Origin of the sequence: Bacillus sp. 205(2023) (assembly GCF_037027485.1) — a bacterium.
GTDB classification, from domain to species: domain Bacteria; phylum Bacillota; class Bacilli; order Bacillales; family Bacillaceae; genus Bacillus; species Bacillus halotolerans.
The window spans coordinates 874,257-891,998 of sequence record NZ_JAXCHF010000001.1; the positions used below are offsets into that span (position 1 = coordinate 874,257).

Genomic DNA, 17,742 nt, shown 5'->3' on the forward strand with positions numbered 1-17,742 from the left:
AGACATATTTCACTTTAACCGTTACTTCGCCCCCTTAAACCTCCTGACAGCAATTCTTACAGGACAGTCCATAAAAAATATCCGATCATTAAAAGCTGAATAATTCCCTTTGCAATGACCCCCGTTAAAAAGCCGATCAATGAGCCTAGCCCAATTTTAAACGCTGATTTTACATCTTTTTGATGTACGATAAGCTCTGCGCAAACAGCTCCGATAAACGGCCCTAAAATAATCCCCGCAACCGGAATCACAAAGGGACCGATCAACAACCCGATCGTACTCCCCCAAATAGCAGCTTTGCTTCCGCCGAACCTCTTTACACCAAGCAGATTTGAAACGTAATCTGCGGCGAATAATACTGCGGCGAATACAGCTTCAACCAGCCAGAACATATAGGAATACGGACTGAAAGAAAACAAAAATCCGTATAATACAAAACCGGCAACGATAAATACAACACTTGGAATAATAGGATACACAAGCCCGATAAAAGCGATGATAAATAGTGCAGCGATCAACAGCCAATACAAAATATCCATAGAATCCATCCTCCTCAATATGCTTACATCTCTGATCTTACACTTCTGCCAATGCAGGTCTTCCTTGTATTCATACGCTGGCAACGATACAATAAGCAACATATATTGTATAGCTAGGAAGTGAAGACAGTGAATGTATTTCAGCTTTTCATCAAAAGTACATACTCTCCACGGGATATTGCAAAAACAAGATTTCAAGGAATCGGAAAAGCGATTCTTTATGTATTTTTGCTTTCTGTCCTTTTTGCGATCCCCACTGCTTATTATGTAAGCTCAGGGACCGTCCAATCTATGAACGGCTTTAAATCCGTTTTAAACAAAGATTTCCCTGATTTCACAATTTCAAACGGCAAACTTCAGACGGATGAAAAAAAAGCCACAGAATCAAAGGCAAACGGCTTTGTCATTGTGTTTGATCCGACGGATGCATATGGCACGGAACAAATCGAAGCAAAGCAAAACGCAATAGGTATACTTCAGGATAAGTTTGTTTTGGCCATTGACGGACAGGCCCAAGAGATGGCTTACTCAATGATGCCGTCAGATTTAACCAAAAAAGATGTCACTGCAGGGTTAAACCAAAATAAAACAATGATCGTGACTGTTCTCTCAGTTCTCATTTTTCTCGTGACAGCGGCGGGAAAATTTATTGAGGTATCATTCTTGGCGCTTATCGGGCTAATCATAAAGAACGCTCAGCAAAAGCAGCTGTCCTACCAGCAGCTATGGAAGCTTTCTGCTTACTCCATTACCCTTTCAACACTATTTTTTACGATTATGCGTGCGTTAGAAACAACGGTGCCAAGTGAATTTTTAGTCAACTGGTTTGTTAACTTTGTCATCCTGTTTCTTGTATTAAAAGAGCTCCCGTCCAAAAAAGCTGTTGCTTAATTCGGAGACTGCCTTCGCAGTCTCTTTTCTTTTGTCATGAATCAACACGGACAAGCATACAATGTTATAAAAATTTTGTATGCGGGAGGCACAATCAATGAAACGTCTCACTTTTGTATTCAGCATTCTCTTTATCCTTTTTATTATTTTTTATGACCTTAAAATTGGAACGATCCCCATTCAGAACCTCCCCGTATATAAAGCATCGGCAACAACAGCTGTACAGGAAACAGCGTATAAAACGGTGACGGTAAAACCGGGTGACACGGTCATGTCAATTGTCGGGTCTGCAAGTTCCCCTGACGATATTGTAAAGGATTTTGAAACGCTTAATCCAAATGTAAAAGCCAATACGATTCAAGCAGGAACAGCATACAAATTCCCGGTCTACCCATAATTAACGTTAATTTCTTGTCAGTTCGGCGAATACACTGTTACAATATAATTTGTAAAATACATTGACATACACCATACTAGGTTTATTCTATCTAGAAGCGGCAACTACAATTAAGGAGCGATTGACAAGTGAGTGAAATCACCCATCGTACAAAAACGCGTCCCGTTAAAGTGGGACCTTTAACAATAGGCGGTAACAATGAAGTCGTTATCCAAAGCATGACAACAACCAAAACACATGATGTAGAAGCAACGGTTGCGGAAATTAACCGGCTGGCTGAAGCCGGATGCCAAATCGTGCGGGTGGCTTGTCCGGATGAACGGGCGGCAAACGCCATTGCGGATATTAAAAAACGCATCTCCATTCCGCTCGTCGTTGACATTCATTTTGATTATAAGCTTGCGTTAAAAGCCATTGAAGGCGGCGCAGATAAAATACGAATCAACCCAGGCAACATCGGCCGCCGTGAAAAAGTCGAAGCGGTCGTTAAAGCGGCGAAAGAAAAAGGGATTCCAATCCGAATTGGTGTAAACGCAGGTTCATTGGAAAAACGAATTTTAGAAAAATACGGATATCCGACAGCAGACGGCATGGTAGAAAGTGCTCTTCATCACATTAAGATTCTTGAGGATCTAGATTTTCACGATATTATCGTCAGCATGAAGGCTTCTGACGTAAACCTTGCCATCGAGGCTTACGAAAAAGCGTCAAAAGCATTTGATTACCCGCTTCACCTCGGAATCACCGAGTCAGGAACGCTGTTTGCCGGTACAGTAAAAAGCGCAGCAGGGCTTGGCGCGATTTTAAGCAAGGGCATCGGTAACACCCTGCGTATCTCATTAAGCGCAGACCCGGTTGAAGAGGTTAAAGTAGCGAGAGAGCTGTTGAAATCCTTTGGTTTGGCCTCTAACGCTGCAACCCTCATCTCATGCCCGACTTGCGGCCGTATCGAGATTGATTTGATCAGTATCGCCAACGAAGTGGAAGAATATATTTCTAAAGTGAAAGCGCCGATTAAAGTTGCAGTTCTCGGATGTGCGGTAAACGGCCCAGGTGAAGCTAGAGAAGCTGATATCGGCATCGCTGGAGCACGCGGTGAAGGCCTTCTGTTCCGAAAAGGTAAAATTGTCCGTAAGGTTCCAGAAGAAACAATGGTTGAAGAACTGAAAAAAGAAATCGACATACTTGCTGAAGAGCACTACGCAAAGCTTGAGGCTGAAAAAGCGAAATTAGCTGAAGAAACACAAAAAGCTTGACGGAAACCCGTCAAGCTTTTTTGTATTAGAAAAATGGAATAATAAATATTCCAAGCACTAATGAAACAACACCAATCCCCATGGCCCATGCACCCAGGCTTTGGGCTCCTCTTCTTCTTGCGATATAGCCGACAATAATACCGGCAGCTCCCAACAAAACAGGAAGAACAAACAATGAAATAATGGACAAGGCTAAAGCGATATACCCTATCCCCCGTCCTTCATTGACATTTCCGCCGCTGCGGTCATTCTCTTGGTCACCGCTGCGGTCAGAAGCGCGGAAAGGCTCTGCAATTTCAGCAGCCGTTTCCTCAAAAAAACCATCATTGTCGCGGGTAATATTTGTTCCTTCAGAACCATGATCTACATAGTAACTGTTGTTATCACGTTTTTCGTAATCGTTTGCCACCTTCAATTCCCCCTTCTGTTTTATTAAAGGAGCTTTTATAGTTTGATCCATTTTTGCTGATTCATGTTTGCTAAACTTTTCTGGTAATGTTAATTGTTTATGTTACACTTGAAAGGATGAAACTGAAGGAGTGTGGGCATGTTACGCTTAGGAATAGATATTGACGGCACAATCACGGCTCAGGATACATTCGTCCCTTATTTAAACCGCTCGTTTAATCTTTCCATTTCATTAAACGATATGACGGATTATGATTTAACAAAACTGTTACATATTACACAGGAAGAATTTTGGGATTGGATGAATCAAAATGAAGCAATCATATATAAAGAAGCACTTCTTGCGCAGCATGCAAAACAGTCCCTTGACCTCCTCAAAGAGGAGCACCGGCTGATTTATATTACGGCGAGAAGGACTCATTTAAGCGATGTTACGTTCGAATGGTTTGACAGACAAAACATCCATTATGACCACATAGAGCTCGTGGGCGGGCATCATAAAGTCGAAGCGGTCAAAAAACATGACATCGACTTGTTTTTTGAGGATCATCACGGAAACGCAATGATGATTGCAAAAGAAGCCGGTATACCGGTGATTTTATTCAATTCGCCGTATAACCAGCTTCCGATCGATTCAAATATCATTAGAGTTAACAACTGGCTCGAAGCGGTTCAATGGATAAATGAAAATAAACATTCTTTCATACGTGTGAAAAATTAAAAAAGGAGCCTGATCAGGCTCCTTTTTCTCTATCCTTAACTCTTACGCAGAAGGTTGATCTTGCTTTTCCTGTTCACAGCTTGGACATGTCCCGTAAATCTCAAATTTATGCCCGCTGATCTGATAGCCATCTAGGTCATCATAGAGCTTATCCATCGGACAAGACTCAATTTCCTTTGTTTTGCCGCAAGCCAGGCAAATAAAGTGATGGTGATGATGAGTAAATGAGCATTTAAATCGGAACAGCTTTTCACCGGAGAGCTCAGTCGTTTCCAAAATACCTAGCTCTTCATATAAAGAAAGGTTTCTGTAAATTGTATCAAAGCTTAAACCGGGATAATCATCATTTAGTGCAGACAGTACATTTTTAGCGGTCAGATACCTGTCCGAATCAGCAAAAAGCTGAAGCATATCTTCCCGTTTGCTTGTATATTTATATCCGTTTTCTTTCAGTAAGTTCAGCGCTTCTTGTACGTTCATGAAGGGCCCCCCTTTTCGCTTTGCTTAAGAACGAACGTATCTTATATATCAAAAAGAAAATGGCAGCTGTCTGACCAGCAAGCCATTTTCTTTACTACTGATAAAATTATACCCATAAAATGAATAAAAGTAAATGAAAGCCTAGTGGATTGCGGTTTTGAATTTACCGCCTCTTGTTTCATGAGTATTCATTATTGTAATAAATGCATTATCATCGACTTCAAACACAATGGATTTGAGCTTGGTCACTTCCAGCCTTGTGACAACTGCATAAATCACATCTTTTTCCTCGTCTGTATAGCCGCCTTTTCCCTTCAGCTTCGTTGTTCCGCGTCCGAGACGGTGTAATATAGCGTCAGAAATCTCATCATACTGGTCCGAGACAATAATCACAGCTTTTGTTTCATCAAGCCCTTGGATGACCGCATCAATGGTTTTCATGGCAATGTAGTAAGTCATGAAAGAATACATAGCTTGCTCAGGACCGAACACAAAACCGGCCCAAATAAAGATAAATACATTGATGAGCATCACAAACTCACCAACTGAAAAGGGCAGTTTTTTCGTTAGAAGGATACCGAGAATTTCTGTGCCGTCCATTGAACCACCGTTTCGAATCACCAGCCCGACACCAAAGCCGAGCAAAAGACCTCCGAATACTGTAGCCAGAATAGGCTGTGTCGTAATGGCTTCTACGTGGTGAAGCGAGGATTCGATTAAGGCAAGGCCGACAATCCCGATAACAGTAGAAACGAGGAAGGTCTTACCGATATATTTATATCCGAAGATCATAAAAGGAATGTTTAAAATGACAACGAATACAGCGAAATTCAGAAAGGGGTTTGACATAAAGAGGTGGTCTAAAATAAGTGATACACCGATAATGCCTCCATCAATAAAATCATTGGGGACTAAAAATAATTCAATACTTACCGCCGCAGACGCAGCTCCAATCAGAATCATGATGACCCTGAATATAAAGTGGGTAAATGATTCTCTTTTGTGTTGTTTTGTTGGGGTCATAAAATCTCCTTTCCTGCAATAACTATTTTAAATAGACTATGACTCTATTTTACCATGAAATGCTGACACATTTTACTGATTTGCCCATACATTATGTCTGAGAGGTGGAATGTTCGATGATATTATTTCAAAGAATTATTTTGCAGAGGCTCAATCAAGCCAGTGCTGAAGATTTATTGAAGTACTCTAAGCAATACGGAATCAGTCTGTCAAAACCGCAGGCAGTTGAAGTAGCAAACCTGTTATACGGGAAAAACGTGAATATTTTTAATGAGCAGGAACGTACGCGGCTGCTGAAACAAGTAGAATCCATTACTTCAAAAGAAACAGCCCAAACCGTTCATGAACTTTTCAAACAGTTCACAAGCTGAAAAAAGGGGGGAATTCAATCCCCCCCTTTTTTTATTGCTGTAAAATCTTTTCGAGTAATGTGTTGTCAAATTGCTTTTCTTTCAGCATTTGAATCTCAAAACGGTACGGCGGTTTTTTGTTCTTTTTATCTTCACCGACATACGGCGTTTCAAGAATTTTCGGGATGTCTTTTAACTGCTCATGATGAACGACATATTGCAATGCGTCAAACCCGATTTCCCCGAATCCAATATTTTCATGACGGTCTTTTCTCGCGCCTTTGACATTTTTGCTGTCATTGATATGGAGCACTTTGATTCTGTCAATACCGACAATTTTATCGAACTCATTCAGCACTCCGTCAAAATCTTCGACAATATTGTAGCCGGCATCATGTGTATGGCATGTGTCAAAGCATACAGATAACTGCTCATTGTGTGTCACGCCATCAATAATTTGCGCAAGCTCTTCAAAGCTTCTGCCGCATTCAGATCCTTTGCCTGCCATTGTTTCTAATGCAATCTGCACATTTTGATTCGGATCAATGACTTCATTTAAGCCTTCAATGATTTTTTTAATGCCTTCTTCGGCTCCCGCCCCAACATGAGCACCCGGGTGAAGGACGATTTGCTTCGCGCCGATAGCAGCTGTCCGCTCAATTTCAGAGCGGAGAAAATCAACACCAAGCTCAAAAGTAGCCGGATTGGTCGTATTGCCAATATTAATAATATAAGGCGCGTGTACGATAATCTCGTCGATCCCGTTTTCCTGCATGTGAGCGCGGCCGGCTTCTATATTTAAGTCTTCAATTTTTTTTCGGCGCGTATTTTGCGGCGCACCTGTATAAATCATAAACGTGTTCGCCCCGTAAGAGACTGCTTCCTGACTCGCAGCCAGAAGCATATGTTTCCCGCTCATAGAGACGTGTGAACCTATTCTCAACAACCGGTTCCCCTACTTTCTTTTTTTAGATTGATTTCTTCGCTGTTTTTTCTTAATTTTCTCCATCTCGTAGCTCATTTTCTTTTTATATCCCGGCTTAACCTTCTTCGGCTTTTTCACGAGACGATGGGCGATTTCATCTGCTTCGTTTGGCGTCTTTTTACGCTTTTGGCGGCGCTGGCGGTCATCGCCTTTTTTCCATTCACCTTTTTCAATCTCCAGGTAATCAAACTCAATGCCCATTTTCTCAAGCTTCACCAATGCATCCTCATCAGAAAGCTCATAAATGGTCATGGCCTGTCCTGAAGAACCCGCGCGCGCTGTTCTGCCCACACGGTGAACATAGAAATCAAGATCATCCGGCAGCTCATAGTTGATGACATGGCTGACACCTTTAATATCAATACCTCTTGCGGCGAGGTCAGTTGCAATTACATAAGTGAATTCCAAATCATTAATCTGCTTCATGACTTTTTTCCGCTCACGAGGCGTTAAGCCGCCGTGCAGAAGTCCGATTTTCATACCTTTGCCCATCAAATATTTGGCAATATGGTCGGCAGTGTTTTTTGTATTGGCAAACACAATGCCTAAGTATGGGTTCAGATTAGACATGATATCGAAAAGGAGCTTGTCCTTATCACGGTGCTTTGAAGGAATAAGAATATGCTCAATTTTCGCAGCAGTGACCTGTTTCGGCTCCACGTGGGCATATTTCGGGTTTTCCATATATTTTTTCAAAAACGGTTTCAGCTTTTCCGGAATTGTTGCAGAGAACACAAGCATCTGCAGATCCTCTGGCATACGTGAACCAATGTAATCAACGTCTGCAAGGAATCCCATATCCAGCATTAAATCCGCTTCATCAATAACAAGAGATTCAGCTTTATGAACACTTAATGCCTGTTCTTTGATTAAATCCGCAATCCGTCCAGGCGTTCCGACGACTAGATGCGGCTGCGTTTTCAGTTTATCAATGGCTTTCTGCTTATCTGTTCCTCCGATAAAACATTTCGAACGGATCGAATCGCCTTCTGCACCCTGCGTGATTTTCAGCGCTTCCTGATAAATCTGGTTGGCAAGCTCGCGCGTCGGAGCCGTGATGACCACCTGAACGACATCCTTAGCAGGATCAATTTTATTTAACAAAGGAAGCAAGTAAGCGTGAGTCTTTCCGGTTCCCGTCTGAGACTGTCCGATGACGCTTTCTTTTTTTAATACAGCAGGAATCAGCCTTTTTTGAATATCGGTCGGTTCATAAAAACCAAGGCGATGTACTGCATCTATAATAAACGGTTTCAATTCATACACATCAAATTTAGTTTCTTTCATTTTTCCCAGCTCCTTAAAGCGGCACATTATGTGTCCATCATCACATTATACCCGATTCACCTTAAAAACACCACGTTTGGAAGGCGTTTGTTTTATTCAGATAAGGAAAGCAAATACCGAAACCCATGCATATTGTAATAGCAGAGAGAACTGAAAGGAGGTACAAGTATGTTTTCACAGCAGCAGCCAATGAGAAACTATCCGCAGCCCGGTCCGCCCCGCCCTATGCAAAACCAGCGCATGATGGGAAGAACAGCGCCTGAAATGCGAAGACCTTCATTTGGTCCGCCGCAGCAAGGTTTCCAGCAATCAGGGCAGCAATTTCTTCCTCAGCCAAACGCCGGAGCAAGAAATGGGGCGGGCACAGGCTTAAAAGGGATGCTGTCCAAATTTCTGCCCGGCGCAGGAGGCACAGGGGCCCCCGGAGCAGCCGCAGGCGGAGGAGCAGGTCTGCAGGGCATTCAAAATCTCGCTAATCCGGCATCGTTATCCAGTATGCTCAACAATGTGCAAAAAGTGCTCGGCATGGCGCAGCAAGTCACCCCTATGATCCAGCAGTACGGACCCTTAGTCCGCAATCTGCCGGCAATGATAAAGCTTTACAGTCAATTAAGCAAAAACGATGATACAGAGGGCACTGAAGAAGAAACGAAGACAGAATCGGAAGAAAGTGCAGAAACAGAAAAGAAAACTGCGTCCAGCGACTCTGCCGAAAAGAAAAAATCAAAAGCAAGCAGTTCATCATCTGCAAAAAAAACAGAAGCACCGGACTTGAAGGAACAAGAATCAAAAACATCTGTCTCAAAGAAAAATGAAACGCCCTCTCCTTCCTCGAAAAAAACATCAGGCAGTTCAAAGCCGAGATTATATATTTAACATTCTTTGATATCTGGAGTGAGTTTGGCTATAATGGAGATCAGAAGAATGCAAGATTAGAGCCGTTTGATTACGGCTTTTTATATTGCCTTTACTCACTTCTGTATTGGAGGACAACCGAAAATGGACGTAATTAAAATTTCGCCGCGCGGCTATTGCTATGGTGTTGTTGACGCTATGGTAATCGCTAAAAACGCGGCACTGGATAAAAGCTTGCCAAGACCCATTTATATACTCGGGATGATTGTTCATAATAAACACGTCACTGATGCGTTTGAGGAAGATGGCATTTATACATTGGACGGCGCTAATCGACTGGACATCCTGAAGCAGGTTGACAAAGGAACTGTCATTTTCACAGCGCACGGCGTTTCTCCCGAGGTTAGACGAATCGCCGAAGAAAAAGGATTAGTCGCAATAGATGCTACATGTCCGGATGTAACGAAAACCCATAATTTAATCTTAGAAATGAAAGAAAAAGGATACCACGTAATCTATATCGGCAAAAAAGGCCATCCGGAGCCGGAAGGAGCGGTTGGCGTTGCGCCTGATATCGTTCACTTGGTTGAAACGCCGGAAGATGTCAAAAATCTCGATATCCAAGCTGAAAAATTGATCGTAACAAACCAAACGACAATGTCTCAATGGGATGTTCACGATATTATGGAGCTTGTGAAGGAAAAATATCCTCACGTTGAATATCACCAAGAGATTTGCCTGGCTACCCAGGTACGGCAGGAAGCTGTATCGGAACAGGCGAAAAAAGCGGACTTAACGATCGTTGTCGGCGACCCGAAAAGCAACAATTCAAACCGGCTCGCTCAAGTGTCAGAGGAAATAGCCGGCACAAAAGCGTACCGAATCGGCGATCTAAGCGAATTAAAACTGGAATGGCTTAAAGGCGTAAATACCGTCGCCGTTACTGCCGGAGCTTCAACACCGACACCGATCACCAAAGAAGTGATTCGCTTTTTAGAACAGTTCGATCATGAAAACCCATCAACTTGGACAATCGAACACAATGTTCCGCTCAAAAAAATCCTTCCGAAAGTGAAAGCAAAAAACTGAGGCCCTCACAGCCTCAGTTTTTTTATAGAAAAGTAAATGGATTTGTATCCGTTTCAGAAATAAAGATATTGACGTCTACTTTTTTATCCTTACACATTGACGTCAGTTTTTTTGTGACGCCTTCTTTCATGATTTTTTCAGCGTAATGGCCTGGATCAATGACACTCAGACCAAGCATCATCGCATCATGGGCAACATGGAAATATAGATCACCTGTAACGTAAACATCTGCGCCTTTTCGTTTTGCCTGGTGGATATACTTGTTCCCGTCTCCTCCGAGAACAGCTACTTTCTTCACCATGCTGTCAGCCTGTCCCACCATTCTGACGCCGTTCACTTGAAGCTTGTCTTTCACAAACAAAGCGAATTCCTGAAGCGTCATTTCATTTTTAAGTGTTCCGACACGGCCTAGCCCTTTTTCAGCTGGTAACTGTTCGACAGGATAAACATCATAAGCCACTTCTTCATATGGATGGCTTTTTATCATTGCGTTTATAACGGCTTTTTCTATGCTTTTAGGAAACACAGTCTCCAGTCTGACTTCATGAACGAGCTCAAGCTCTCCGACCTCTCCGATAAAAGGCTGTGCGCCGTCCAATGGCTTAAAGCTGCCAATGCCCTCAGATGAAAACGCACAATGGCTGTATTCACCGATATGGCCTGCCCCCGCATTTCCCAGCGCTCCTCTGACCTGCTCCTCATATTCTTTCGGCACGTATACGACCAGCTTTTTAAGAGGATCGGTATAAGTAGGAGCCAATACTTCAGTTTCACTCAGCTCCAAGGCCTCAGCAAGCAGATCATTTACGCCGCCGTCAGCAACATCTAAGTTAGTATGAGCCGCATAGACAGCAATATCATGCTTCAAACACTTTTCAATCAGCCTTCCGCCGGGCTGATCAGTTGAAATATGCTTTAGCGGCCGGAAAATAGGAGGATGGTGCGCAATGATTAAATCAACATCTTTTTCAATCGCTTCATCGACGACGCTTTCCAATACATCCAGCGTAATCATCACATTTTTAACCGGTTTATTTAAACTGCCGATTTGCAGACCGATTTTATCGCCTTCAACTGCATAGGCTTTCGGAGAAAATTGTTCAAACAGCTGGATGACTTGCTGTCCGTTTACCATTTTAGCCATGATCGATAACCTCCTTTAATAGCTTCATTCGATCGGTTAGTTCCTTCAATTTCTGTTTGTTATCTTCAGATGTTGCAGCACGGCTGATCTGTTCATATATATTTTGAGTATGCTGAAGCTCTTGTGTCCATTTTTTCAAAAATACAGCATTCTTTTCTTTTGCCAAAAATGGGCCTACGAGCATTCCTGCCGGCAAAGAAATTCCTGCATAAGCTGCATCTCTGTCTCCGGCTTCGGCGACAAGCACCTCATAGCACTTTCCGTCTTCGTCAAGAATCACTTCATCAATAAGTGCGTATCCTTCTTTATACAGCCACTCTCTAATATGAACGGCATGAATATTCGGCTGTAAAATAAGCCGTTCTTTACCTGTCAGTTTTTCTTTGCCTGCTTCTAAAATATGAGCGATCAGTGACCCGCCCATTCCGGCAATTGTTATGGCGTCAGCCTCACCTTTCTGAAGCACTTCCAGGCCGTCTCCTTGCCTTACCGTTATGTGTGCGCTTAAGCCCGATTTTTCGACCTGCCGTTTGGCAGACAAGAATGGACCGTCTGTTATTTCTCCAGCAATAGCTTTGCTGGCTTTATGATTCAGCACCGCATAACAGGGAAGGTAAGCATGGTCAGAACCAATATCCGCTACTACTGCTCCATCCGGTATGTACTCCGCTACTGTTTGTAATCGTTTTGATAATTTTAATTCGTTCACTAGTCATCACAACTTTTCTCAATCATTTTTTCCTTTTCTATCATATAAAAAATCAGTCCGGAATCCAAGCTGAGCGAATGATTTTCAGTTTATTTCTTTGCAGGAACAACATCAAGTATGGGTGACGGACAAAATAAAAGGCTGTCGAGAACATCTCGGCGGCCTGAGAACGTATAAGGAGAAAGATACATCCTTTATTTAATTTTAGACACCCATTCTGCCATGTCATCAAGCTTATCAGCCGGAACAAGACCGGAAGGCATTCCATTACCGCCTTTTTCAATCTTTGTTTTGATTTCAGCGACATCCTTCTTATCTCCTACACCTTTTAAACTCGGACCCGAAACTCCTTCATAATTTTCCCCGTGACACGCGATACAATTTGCCTTGTAAATGTCTTCCGGTGAAGCGTTCGCATCATCTTTTTCAGCAGACTTGCTTTCTCCCCCGCTCGCAATCTCACGAGAGTCATCAAGCCCCTTTACTGATAAAAAGAAAGTCAGACCAATTCCTAAAACAGCGATCAGTAAAAATGGAATAAGCGGATTCCATTTCATTTCCCTTCCCCCTTTATGATCCTTCCCCCTATGTAAACACTTCTAATTCTAACTTATTTTTACAAAAAGTAAATGGATTGGCATACAAAAGTTTTTTATTCACACTTTATACAAAATTGAATCAAAACATGCCTATTTCTCTAACATTCCTTTTATTCTATTGTATAATGTATTGTATACGCTTACAATAGAAAATATGGATTGGTATATTGAAATTTTTCATCACAATGTTCATTTGCAAATGACATCATTTTTCAGTAAAATAAAGGCATATTATCCATATATCTTTTTAAAAAAAGAAGAACGGATCTGCAAGACCCGTTCCATCTTATTCTAGAAAATCTTTCAAACGTTTACTTCTGCTAGGATGTCTTAGTTTCCGCAGCGCTTTCGCTTCGATTTGTCGAATACGCTCTCTCGTAACTCCAAATACCTTGCCGACCTCTTCCAATGTTCTTGTACGTCCGTCATCAAGACCGAATCGAAGCCGCAATACATTTTCTTCACGATCTGTTAACGTATCAAGCACGTCTTCAAGCTGCTCTTTCAATAGCTCGTATGCCGCGTGATCTGAAGGTGAAGTAGCCTCTTGATCTTCGATGAAATCACCAAGATGGGAATCATCCTCTTCACCGATCGGTGTTTCAAGGGACACTGGCTCTTGTGCTATTTTTAAGATTTCACGTACTTTTTCAGGTGTTAAATCCATGTCTTCCGCAATTTCTTCAGGTGTTGGCTCTCTGCCTAAGTCTTGCAATAGCTGACGCTGTACGCGGATTAATTTATTAATGGTTTCAACCATATGAACGGGGATCCGGATCGTTCTCGCCTGATCGGCAATGGCGCGTGTAATCGCCTGTCTGATCCACCACGTAGCATACGTACTGAATTTATAACCCTTACGGTAATCAAATTTCTCAACGGCTTTCATCAGACCCATGTTACCTTCTTGGATCAGGTCAAGGAATAGCATTCCGCGTCCGACGTACCGTTTGGCGATGCTGACAACAAGCCGCAGGTTCGCTTCAGCCAATCTGCGTTTGGATTCTTCATCACCTTCTTCAATTTTTTGCGCATAGGCGATTTCTTCCTTTGCAGAAAGAAGGTTAACCCGGCCGATTTCCTTTAAATACATACGAACTGGGTCATTGATTTTGACACCAGGCGGTACACTTAGGTCATTAAGGTCAAATTCTTCTTCGGCTTTGGCAAGCTGCTGAATATTAGGATCTTCTGTTTCTTCATTCTCACTAATTAATTCAACACCTTGTTCACCTAAAAATTCATAATACTCATCCATTTGGTCTGATTCAATCTCAAAGCTGGACATACGCTCAGCAATTTCTTCATATGTCAAAACGCCACGTTTTTTACCAGACTCGGTTAATTGTTCTTTCACTTGGTCGAATGTTAATTCAGTTTCGTGGGTTTGTTTATCAGCCATTATGGATCCCTCCTTCCAAAGCTTGCAACGAATTCTAAAAGCGGTATGATTCTTATTCGGTCCATTCAGGCGTTTTCTATGTGAACTGCCTTTAACAATGTGCGAATAATGAAATGACAATTCATGATGAGGTCAAGCGATCTATTTGCTCCTCCGCAAGGAATCATTGCCAATGAAAGCTCCTCATCAGTTGTCCCGGTTATTTTAAAGATCGGTTCAAAGTAACGATTTCTTGAGCCAGAGATGCCGCTCTCAAAAAATCTTTTTGCCTTTCGGCTTCGGCTCTTTCCGCCTCTTTTTCTTTTATCATTGACCATTTTCTGTGATTCAACACTTTTTTCACATAATCTGATAACTCGGCCTCGCTGAGTTCTTGATTAATCTGAAGCATTAAAATATCAGACAGTACCTGGCTTATATGATCATCCGTCACCCTGGCCATAAGGTGCTGAGGCGTCAGCTCGGCACCCTCTTCATAAAAAGCGTACAAATAGGCGGCCAAAGCGCGGTGTTCATCAATATTAAATTCAAACCCGACCCGGTCAATGACTTTTTTTATGACGCCCCTGTCACGAAGCATATGCGCCAGTAAAAGCCTTTCTGCATTTTCATACGCCGGGCGCAGCCGTTTTTGCCTTGCCTTAGTTGTCAGATGCGCTCTTCTTGTTTTCGTTTCACCGCTGCTGTCAGCAGGTTTGTTTTGCCTGCCGAATACAGTCAGCTGCTCAGTTAATGACTCCTGGGAAATCGAAAATTCGGAAGCAAGCTGTTTCACGTAGACTTCCTGTTCAAGTGATCCTGACAGCGCGCTGATTTCTTTAAGCACTTCTTTAATGTAGGCTAATCGATCGCCTTCATCGGACAGGTTCTTTCCTTTCCGGAAATATTGCATTTTAAACGCCATTACCGTAACGCTTGCATCGACAATGTCGTTTTTGAATTTTTCTCCGCCGTACTGTTTAATGTAATCGTCAGGGTCCAATCCGTCAGGGATCATTGCGACTCTGACTTTACAATCTTTTTTCTGAAGAAGCTCTGCAGCTTTCAAGGTGGCTTCATATCCGGCTTTATCAGAGTCATAGCAAAGAATGATTTCCTCCACGTTTCTTCTCAGAATCTTTACATGATCATCTGTCAGAGACGTGCCCATCGTCGCTATACTCTCTTTTACGCCTGAGTTTACCGCTGATATGACATCAGCGAATCCCTCGAATAAGACAGCTCTTTCCTGCTTTCTGATATGAAGGCGGGCCTTGTGAAAATGATAAAGCAGCTTGCTTTTATGAAAAAGCGGCGTTTCCGGACTGTTCATATATTTTGGCTGCTGGCTGCCAAGCGCTCGGCCTGAGAAAGCCACAACAGCTCCATGATGGTCATGGATCGGAAACATGATCCGGTTTCTGAAACGGTCAAAATATCCGCTTCCGTCTTCGCGTCTGATTAGCAGACCCGCTTTTTCCATTTGTGTTTCACTGAAGCCCCGCTTGACGAGAAATTTTGTTATGAAATCCCAAGAATCAAGAGCATAACCGATCTGAAATTCATCAATCAGCTCTTTTGTAAACCCTCTTGCAAGCAAATAATCCAGCGCTTCTTGACCTTCTTTTGTATTTATTAACAAATGATGGTAAAATTTCTTCAGAAGCTCATGAGCCTCCGCCATTTTTTGTTCTCCGGAGGATTCTGGCCGGACTGCGGTGTGAACCGTTATATCATCTGGAAAATCAATGTGGTATTTGTCCGCAAGGTGGGAAACCGACTCCGCAAACGAATAGCCCTCCATCTGCCTCAAAAAAGAGAAAACATTGCCGCCCGCTCCGCAGCCGAAGCAATGAAAAATCTGTTTGTCCGGCGATACGGAAAACGAAGGTGTGCTTTCTCCGTGAAAAGGACAGAGTCCAAAGTAGTTTCGGCCTTGCTTCTTTAATTGAACATAATCACCTATGACTTCAACGATATCTGCCGACTTTTGCACCTTGTCTACAATTTCATCTGGTATCCGATTTCCCATCTTATAACACTCCGTCGTACATTATTCGATGTTTTAGTGCAAAATCCCTTCATCGTTCGACAGGATTTTTTGCAGCAGTGTAACAAATCGTTCTCGATCTTCATGATTCAATTTTTTAGGCCCTTTGGCATATATGCCTTTTCTCCTTTGTTTGCCGGAAACATGACGGCCTTCAAGAGCAAAATCAATCGTATCTTCCTTGTAAAGACGCCCTCTCTCCGACATGACGGTGACATTCCTGTTCACAAGCAGGGATGCTAAACCAATATCCTGCGTCACCACGACATCTCCCGGTTTTACATGATTTGCGATATATAAATCAGCAGCTTCTTTATGAGGATCAACATACTTCCATTTTTCTTCCTGACTTCTGGAAAGCTGGTAATGTTCAAATGAAGCGACAAAAAGAACTTGAACTTCATAATCGGATGCTGTTTGTAAAATTTCGTCTTTTACGGGACAAGCATCAGCATCGACAAAAATCGTCTTTTCTTTTTCATTAAGAAGAGTAATTCTCCATCCCTCCATTAAACTCCTGCATAAAAGCAAGCAAAATCGCACACCCTGCAAAAATGCGGGTGTATATGAATTTGTCGAAAAATTCCCGGGAGAAATTCTTGACATCTTACCCATAATAGTTTATTCGTATCACACTAACCTTAAACCTAAAATTAATCATTTTATCACAATTTTTTATTATAATACAAACTTCACAAAGATGCTATTGTTTTTCATTATTCCCTTTTGGCAAAGTCAAAAACCCAGGATAGAGCGTCCTGAGTTACATGTTTTTCGTTTTAAGATGATGGATAATATTTGCTGTTTCTTCTACTGCTTTATTTGAAACATCTACAACCTGGCAGCCGATTCGATCCACGATCTTTTCGAAATATTCCAGTTCCTCTTTAATTCTGTTGATATTTGCATAGATGGCCTTGTCATTGAGGCCAAGCGATTTTAACCGTTCTTTTCTGATATGATTCAGTTTATCCGGACTAATCTTCAGGCCGATGCATTTTTTCGGGTCAACATTAAAGAGCTCTTCCGGCGGGTCAACCTCCGGAACAATCGGAACATTGGCAACCTTCAGCCGCTTGTGGGCAAGATATTGAGATAACGGTGTTTTAGAGGTTCTCGATACACCGATCAAAACGATATCAGCTTTTAAAATGCCTCGTGGGTCACGCCCATCATCGTATTTAACAGCAAATTCAATCGCTTCGACCTTTTTGAAATAATCTTCATCAAGCTGGCGGACCCGTCCCGGTTCATATTTCGCCGTTAAACCGTAGGCTGTTTCCATTTTATCAATTAACGGGCCGATAATATCATAATATAAAACATTTGCTTTTTCCGCTTCGGCAATCAAATATTCTCTTATTTCCGGCACCACAAGTGTAAAACAGATAATGCCTCCATCTGCTTTTGCAAGTGAAATCACTTCATTGATAGTGCCAATGTCTTCAACATAAGGAATTCTTCTTACATGTGTATCATCCGCTGAGCCGTTAAATTGGCTTAATGCAGCTTTGACTACCAATTCGGCCGTTTCACCGACGGAATCCGATACAACATAGATGATGCGGTTATTCATAT

20 protein-coding genes are annotated in these 17,742 nt (G+C 42.3%); 7 read left to right on the plus strand and 13 right to left on the minus strand.

Features of this window, described 5'->3' with window-relative positions; translation table 11 throughout:
* Positions 1 to 56: 56 nt before the first annotated feature.
* The gene (locus WA325_RS04300) at positions 57 to 539 is read right to left on the minus strand and encodes a DUF456 domain-containing protein (RefSeq protein WP_202852931.1); all 483 of its coding nucleotides are present in this window, start codon (positions 537 to 539) and stop codon (positions 57 to 59) included.
* A 129-nt stretch (positions 540 to 668) separates the two neighbouring features.
* Here WA325_RS04300 and WA325_RS04305 point away from each other — a divergent pair, with 129 nt between their 5' ends.
* From WA325_RS04305 to ispG, 3 genes are all read left to right on the plus strand, one after another.
* The gene (locus WA325_RS04305) at positions 669 to 1,430 is read left to right on the plus strand and encodes a DUF1189 domain-containing protein (protein ID WP_105953604.1); all 762 of its coding nucleotides are present in this window, start codon (positions 669 to 671) and stop codon (positions 1,428 to 1,430) included.
* A 97-nt stretch (positions 1,431 to 1,527) separates the two neighbouring features.
* Complete coding sequence (locus WA325_RS04310; RefSeq protein WP_105953603.1) at positions 1,528 to 1,827, plus strand: LysM peptidoglycan-binding domain-containing protein; 300 nt, start codon at positions 1,528 to 1,530, stop codon at positions 1,825 to 1,827.
* Between the two features lie 137 nt (positions 1,828 to 1,964).
* Positions 1,965 to 3,083: a flavodoxin-dependent (E)-4-hydroxy-3-methylbut-2-enyl-diphosphate synthase gene (ispG, locus tag WA325_RS04315; protein WP_174754447.1), complete on the plus strand. Its 1,119-nt coding sequence runs from the start codon at positions 1,965 to 1,967 to the stop codon at positions 3,081 to 3,083.
* 25 nt (positions 3,084 to 3,108) lie between these two features.
* Here ispG and WA325_RS04320 read toward each other — a convergent pair whose 3' ends face one another.
* Positions 3,109 to 3,498, minus strand: coding sequence for a DUF308 domain-containing protein (locus tag WA325_RS04320; protein ID WP_082687864.1), 390 nt, complete (start codon positions 3,496 to 3,498; stop codon positions 3,109 to 3,111).
* A 132-nt stretch (positions 3,499 to 3,630) separates the two neighbouring features.
* Here WA325_RS04320 and WA325_RS04325 point away from each other — a divergent pair, with 132 nt between their 5' ends.
* A complete protein-coding gene (locus WA325_RS04325) occupies positions 3,631 to 4,212 on the plus strand; it encodes a hypothetical protein (RefSeq protein ID WP_105953602.1) in 582 nt (193 codons plus the stop codon).
* Positions 4,213 to 4,254: 42 nt separating this feature from the next.
* On the opposite strand, the gene WA325_RS04330 is transcribed toward WA325_RS04325, so the two are convergent.
* Both WA325_RS04330 and WA325_RS04335 read right to left on the minus strand, forming a co-directional pair.
* Positions 4,255 to 4,692 carry a Fur family transcriptional regulator gene (locus WA325_RS04330; RefSeq protein WP_010334964.1) on the minus strand — a complete coding sequence of 146 codons (438 nt, stop codon included), beginning with the start codon at positions 4,690 to 4,692 and terminating at the stop codon, positions 4,255 to 4,257.
* A 141-nt stretch (positions 4,693 to 4,833) separates the two neighbouring features.
* Positions 4,834 to 5,715: a YitT family protein gene (locus tag WA325_RS04335; RefSeq protein ID WP_010334965.1), complete on the minus strand. Its 882-nt coding sequence runs from the start codon at positions 5,713 to 5,715 to the stop codon at positions 4,834 to 4,836.
* A 116-nt stretch (positions 5,716 to 5,831) separates the two neighbouring features.
* Here WA325_RS04335 and WA325_RS04340 point away from each other — a divergent pair, with 116 nt between their 5' ends.
* Positions 5,832 to 6,086 carry a DUF2624 domain-containing protein gene (locus WA325_RS04340; protein ID WP_105953600.1) on the plus strand — a complete coding sequence of 85 codons (255 nt, stop codon included), beginning with the start codon at positions 5,832 to 5,834 and terminating at the stop codon, positions 6,084 to 6,086.
* Between the two features lie 31 nt (positions 6,087 to 6,117).
* Here the strand turns inward: WA325_RS04340 and WA325_RS04345 are convergent, their stop codons facing one another.
* On the minus strand, positions 6,118 to 7,011 hold the full coding sequence (locus WA325_RS04345; RefSeq protein ID WP_105953599.1) for a deoxyribonuclease IV: 894 nt from the start codon (positions 7,009 to 7,011) through the stop codon (positions 6,118 to 6,120).
* Positions 7,012 to 7,020: 9 nt separating this feature from the next.
* Positions 7,021 to 8,337 carry a DEAD-box ATP-dependent RNA helicase CshB gene (cshB, locus tag WA325_RS04350; RefSeq protein ID WP_105953598.1) on the minus strand — a complete coding sequence of 439 codons (1,317 nt, stop codon included), beginning with the start codon at positions 8,335 to 8,337 and terminating at the stop codon, positions 7,021 to 7,023.
* A gap of 168 nt (positions 8,338 to 8,505) precedes the next feature.
* Between cshB and vrrA the strand changes: the two genes are divergently transcribed.
* Positions 8,506 to 9,213 (plus strand): VrrA/YqfQ family protein, encoded by a 708-nt coding sequence (vrrA, locus tag WA325_RS04355; protein ID WP_336183230.1) that lies wholly within the window; start codon positions 8,506 to 8,508, stop codon positions 9,211 to 9,213.
* A 123-nt stretch (positions 9,214 to 9,336) separates the two neighbouring features.
* Complete coding sequence (locus WA325_RS04360) at positions 9,337 to 10,281, plus strand: 4-hydroxy-3-methylbut-2-enyl diphosphate reductase (RefSeq protein WP_105990428.1); 945 nt, start codon at positions 9,337 to 9,339, stop codon at positions 10,279 to 10,281.
* A 22-nt stretch (positions 10,282 to 10,303) separates the two neighbouring features.
* Here the strand turns inward: WA325_RS04360 and WA325_RS04365 are convergent, their stop codons facing one another.
* The 7 genes from WA325_RS04365 to WA325_RS04395 all read right to left on the minus strand — a co-directional run bounded on the left by WA325_RS04365 (position 10,304) and on the right by WA325_RS04395 (position 17,740).
* A complete protein-coding gene (locus tag WA325_RS04365) occupies positions 10,304 to 11,425 on the minus strand; it encodes a Nif3-like dinuclear metal center hexameric protein (RefSeq protein WP_336183231.1) in 1,122 nt (373 codons plus the stop codon).
* The gene (gene trmK / locus WA325_RS04370; protein ID WP_336183397.1) at positions 11,418 to 12,086 is read right to left on the minus strand and encodes a tRNA (adenine(22)-N(1))-methyltransferase TrmK; all 669 of its coding nucleotides are present in this window, start codon (positions 12,084 to 12,086) and stop codon (positions 11,418 to 11,420) included. Before trmK ends, WA325_RS04365 begins: the two co-directional genes overlap by 8 nt.
* A 242-nt stretch (positions 12,087 to 12,328) precedes the next feature.
* On the minus strand, positions 12,329 to 12,691 hold the full coding sequence (gene cccA, locus WA325_RS04375) for a cytochrome c550 (RefSeq protein ID WP_003237051.1): 363 nt from the start codon (positions 12,689 to 12,691) through the stop codon (positions 12,329 to 12,331).
* A 328-nt stretch (positions 12,692 to 13,019) separates the two neighbouring features.
* A complete protein-coding gene (gene rpoD, locus WA325_RS04380; RefSeq protein ID WP_003226225.1) occupies positions 13,020 to 14,135 on the minus strand; it encodes an RNA polymerase sigma factor RpoD in 1,116 nt (371 codons plus the stop codon).
* Between the two features lie 199 nt (positions 14,136 to 14,334).
* Entirely contained in the window at positions 14,335 to 16,146 is a 1,812-nt protein-coding gene (gene dnaG, locus WA325_RS04385; RefSeq protein ID WP_024122082.1) for a DNA primase, read from the minus strand.
* Between the two features lie 33 nt (positions 16,147 to 16,179).
* Positions 16,180 to 16,674, minus strand: coding sequence for a YaiI/YqxD family protein (locus tag WA325_RS04390; RefSeq protein ID WP_024122083.1), 495 nt, complete (start codon positions 16,672 to 16,674; stop codon positions 16,180 to 16,182).
* 253 nt (positions 16,675 to 16,927) lie between these two features.
* Positions 16,928 to 17,740, minus strand: coding sequence for a pyruvate, water dikinase regulatory protein (locus tag WA325_RS04395; RefSeq protein WP_003237056.1), 813 nt, complete (start codon positions 17,738 to 17,740; stop codon positions 16,928 to 16,930).
* Between the last annotated feature and the right edge of the window lie 2 nt (positions 17,741 to 17,742).

Bases quoted from the DNA above. Each gene is read 5' to 3' on its own strand.
- rpoD (WP_003226225.1), bottom strand. From the start codon at position 14,135: ATGGCTGATAAACAAACCCACGAAACTGAATTAACATTCGACCAAGTG.
- WA325_RS04325 (WP_105953602.1), top strand. From the start codon at position 3,631: ATGTTACGCTTAGGAATAGATATTGACGGCACAATCACGGCTCAGGAT.
- WA325_RS04360 (WP_105990428.1), top strand. From the start codon at position 9,337: ATGGACGTAATTAAAATTTCGCCGCGCGGCTATTGCTATGGTGTTGTT.
- WA325_RS04330 (WP_010334964.1), bottom strand. From the start codon at position 4,692: ATGAACGTACAAGAAGCGCTGAACTTACTGAAAGAAAACGGATATAAA.
- vrrA (WP_336183230.1), top strand. From the start codon at position 8,506: ATGTTTTCACAGCAGCAGCCAATGAGAAACTATCCGCAGCCCGGTCCG.
- WA325_RS04335 (WP_010334965.1), bottom strand. From the start codon at position 5,715: ATGACCCCAACAAAACAACACAAAAGAGAATCATTTACCCACTTTATA.
- WA325_RS04340 (WP_105953600.1), top strand. From the start codon at position 5,832: ATGATATTATTTCAAAGAATTATTTTGCAGAGGCTCAATCAAGCCAGT.
- WA325_RS04390 (WP_024122083.1), bottom strand. From the start codon at position 16,674: ATGGAGGGATGGAGAATTACTCTTCTTAATGAAAAAGAAAAGACGATT.
- dnaG (WP_024122082.1), bottom strand. From the start codon at position 16,146: ATGGGAAATCGGATACCAGATGAAATTGTAGACAAGGTGCAAAAGTCG.
- cshB (WP_105953598.1), bottom strand. From the start codon at position 8,337: ATGAAAGAAACTAAATTTGATGTGTATGAATTGAAACCGTTTATTATA.
- WA325_RS04310 (WP_105953603.1), top strand. From the start codon at position 1,528: ATGAAACGTCTCACTTTTGTATTCAGCATTCTCTTTATCCTTTTTATT.
- WA325_RS04395 (WP_003237056.1), bottom strand. From the start codon at position 17,740: ATGAATAACCGCATCATCTATGTTGTATCGGATTCCGTCGGTGAAACG.
- WA325_RS04365 (WP_336183231.1), bottom strand. From the start codon at position 11,425: ATGGCTAAAATGGTAAACGGACAGCAAGTCATCCAGCTGTTTGAACAA.
- cccA (WP_003237051.1), bottom strand. From the start codon at position 12,691: ATGAAATGGAATCCGCTTATTCCATTTTTACTGATCGCTGTTTTAGGA.
- WA325_RS04300 (WP_202852931.1), bottom strand. From the start codon at position 539: ATGGATATTTTGTATTGGCTGTTGATCGCTGCACTATTTATCATCGCT.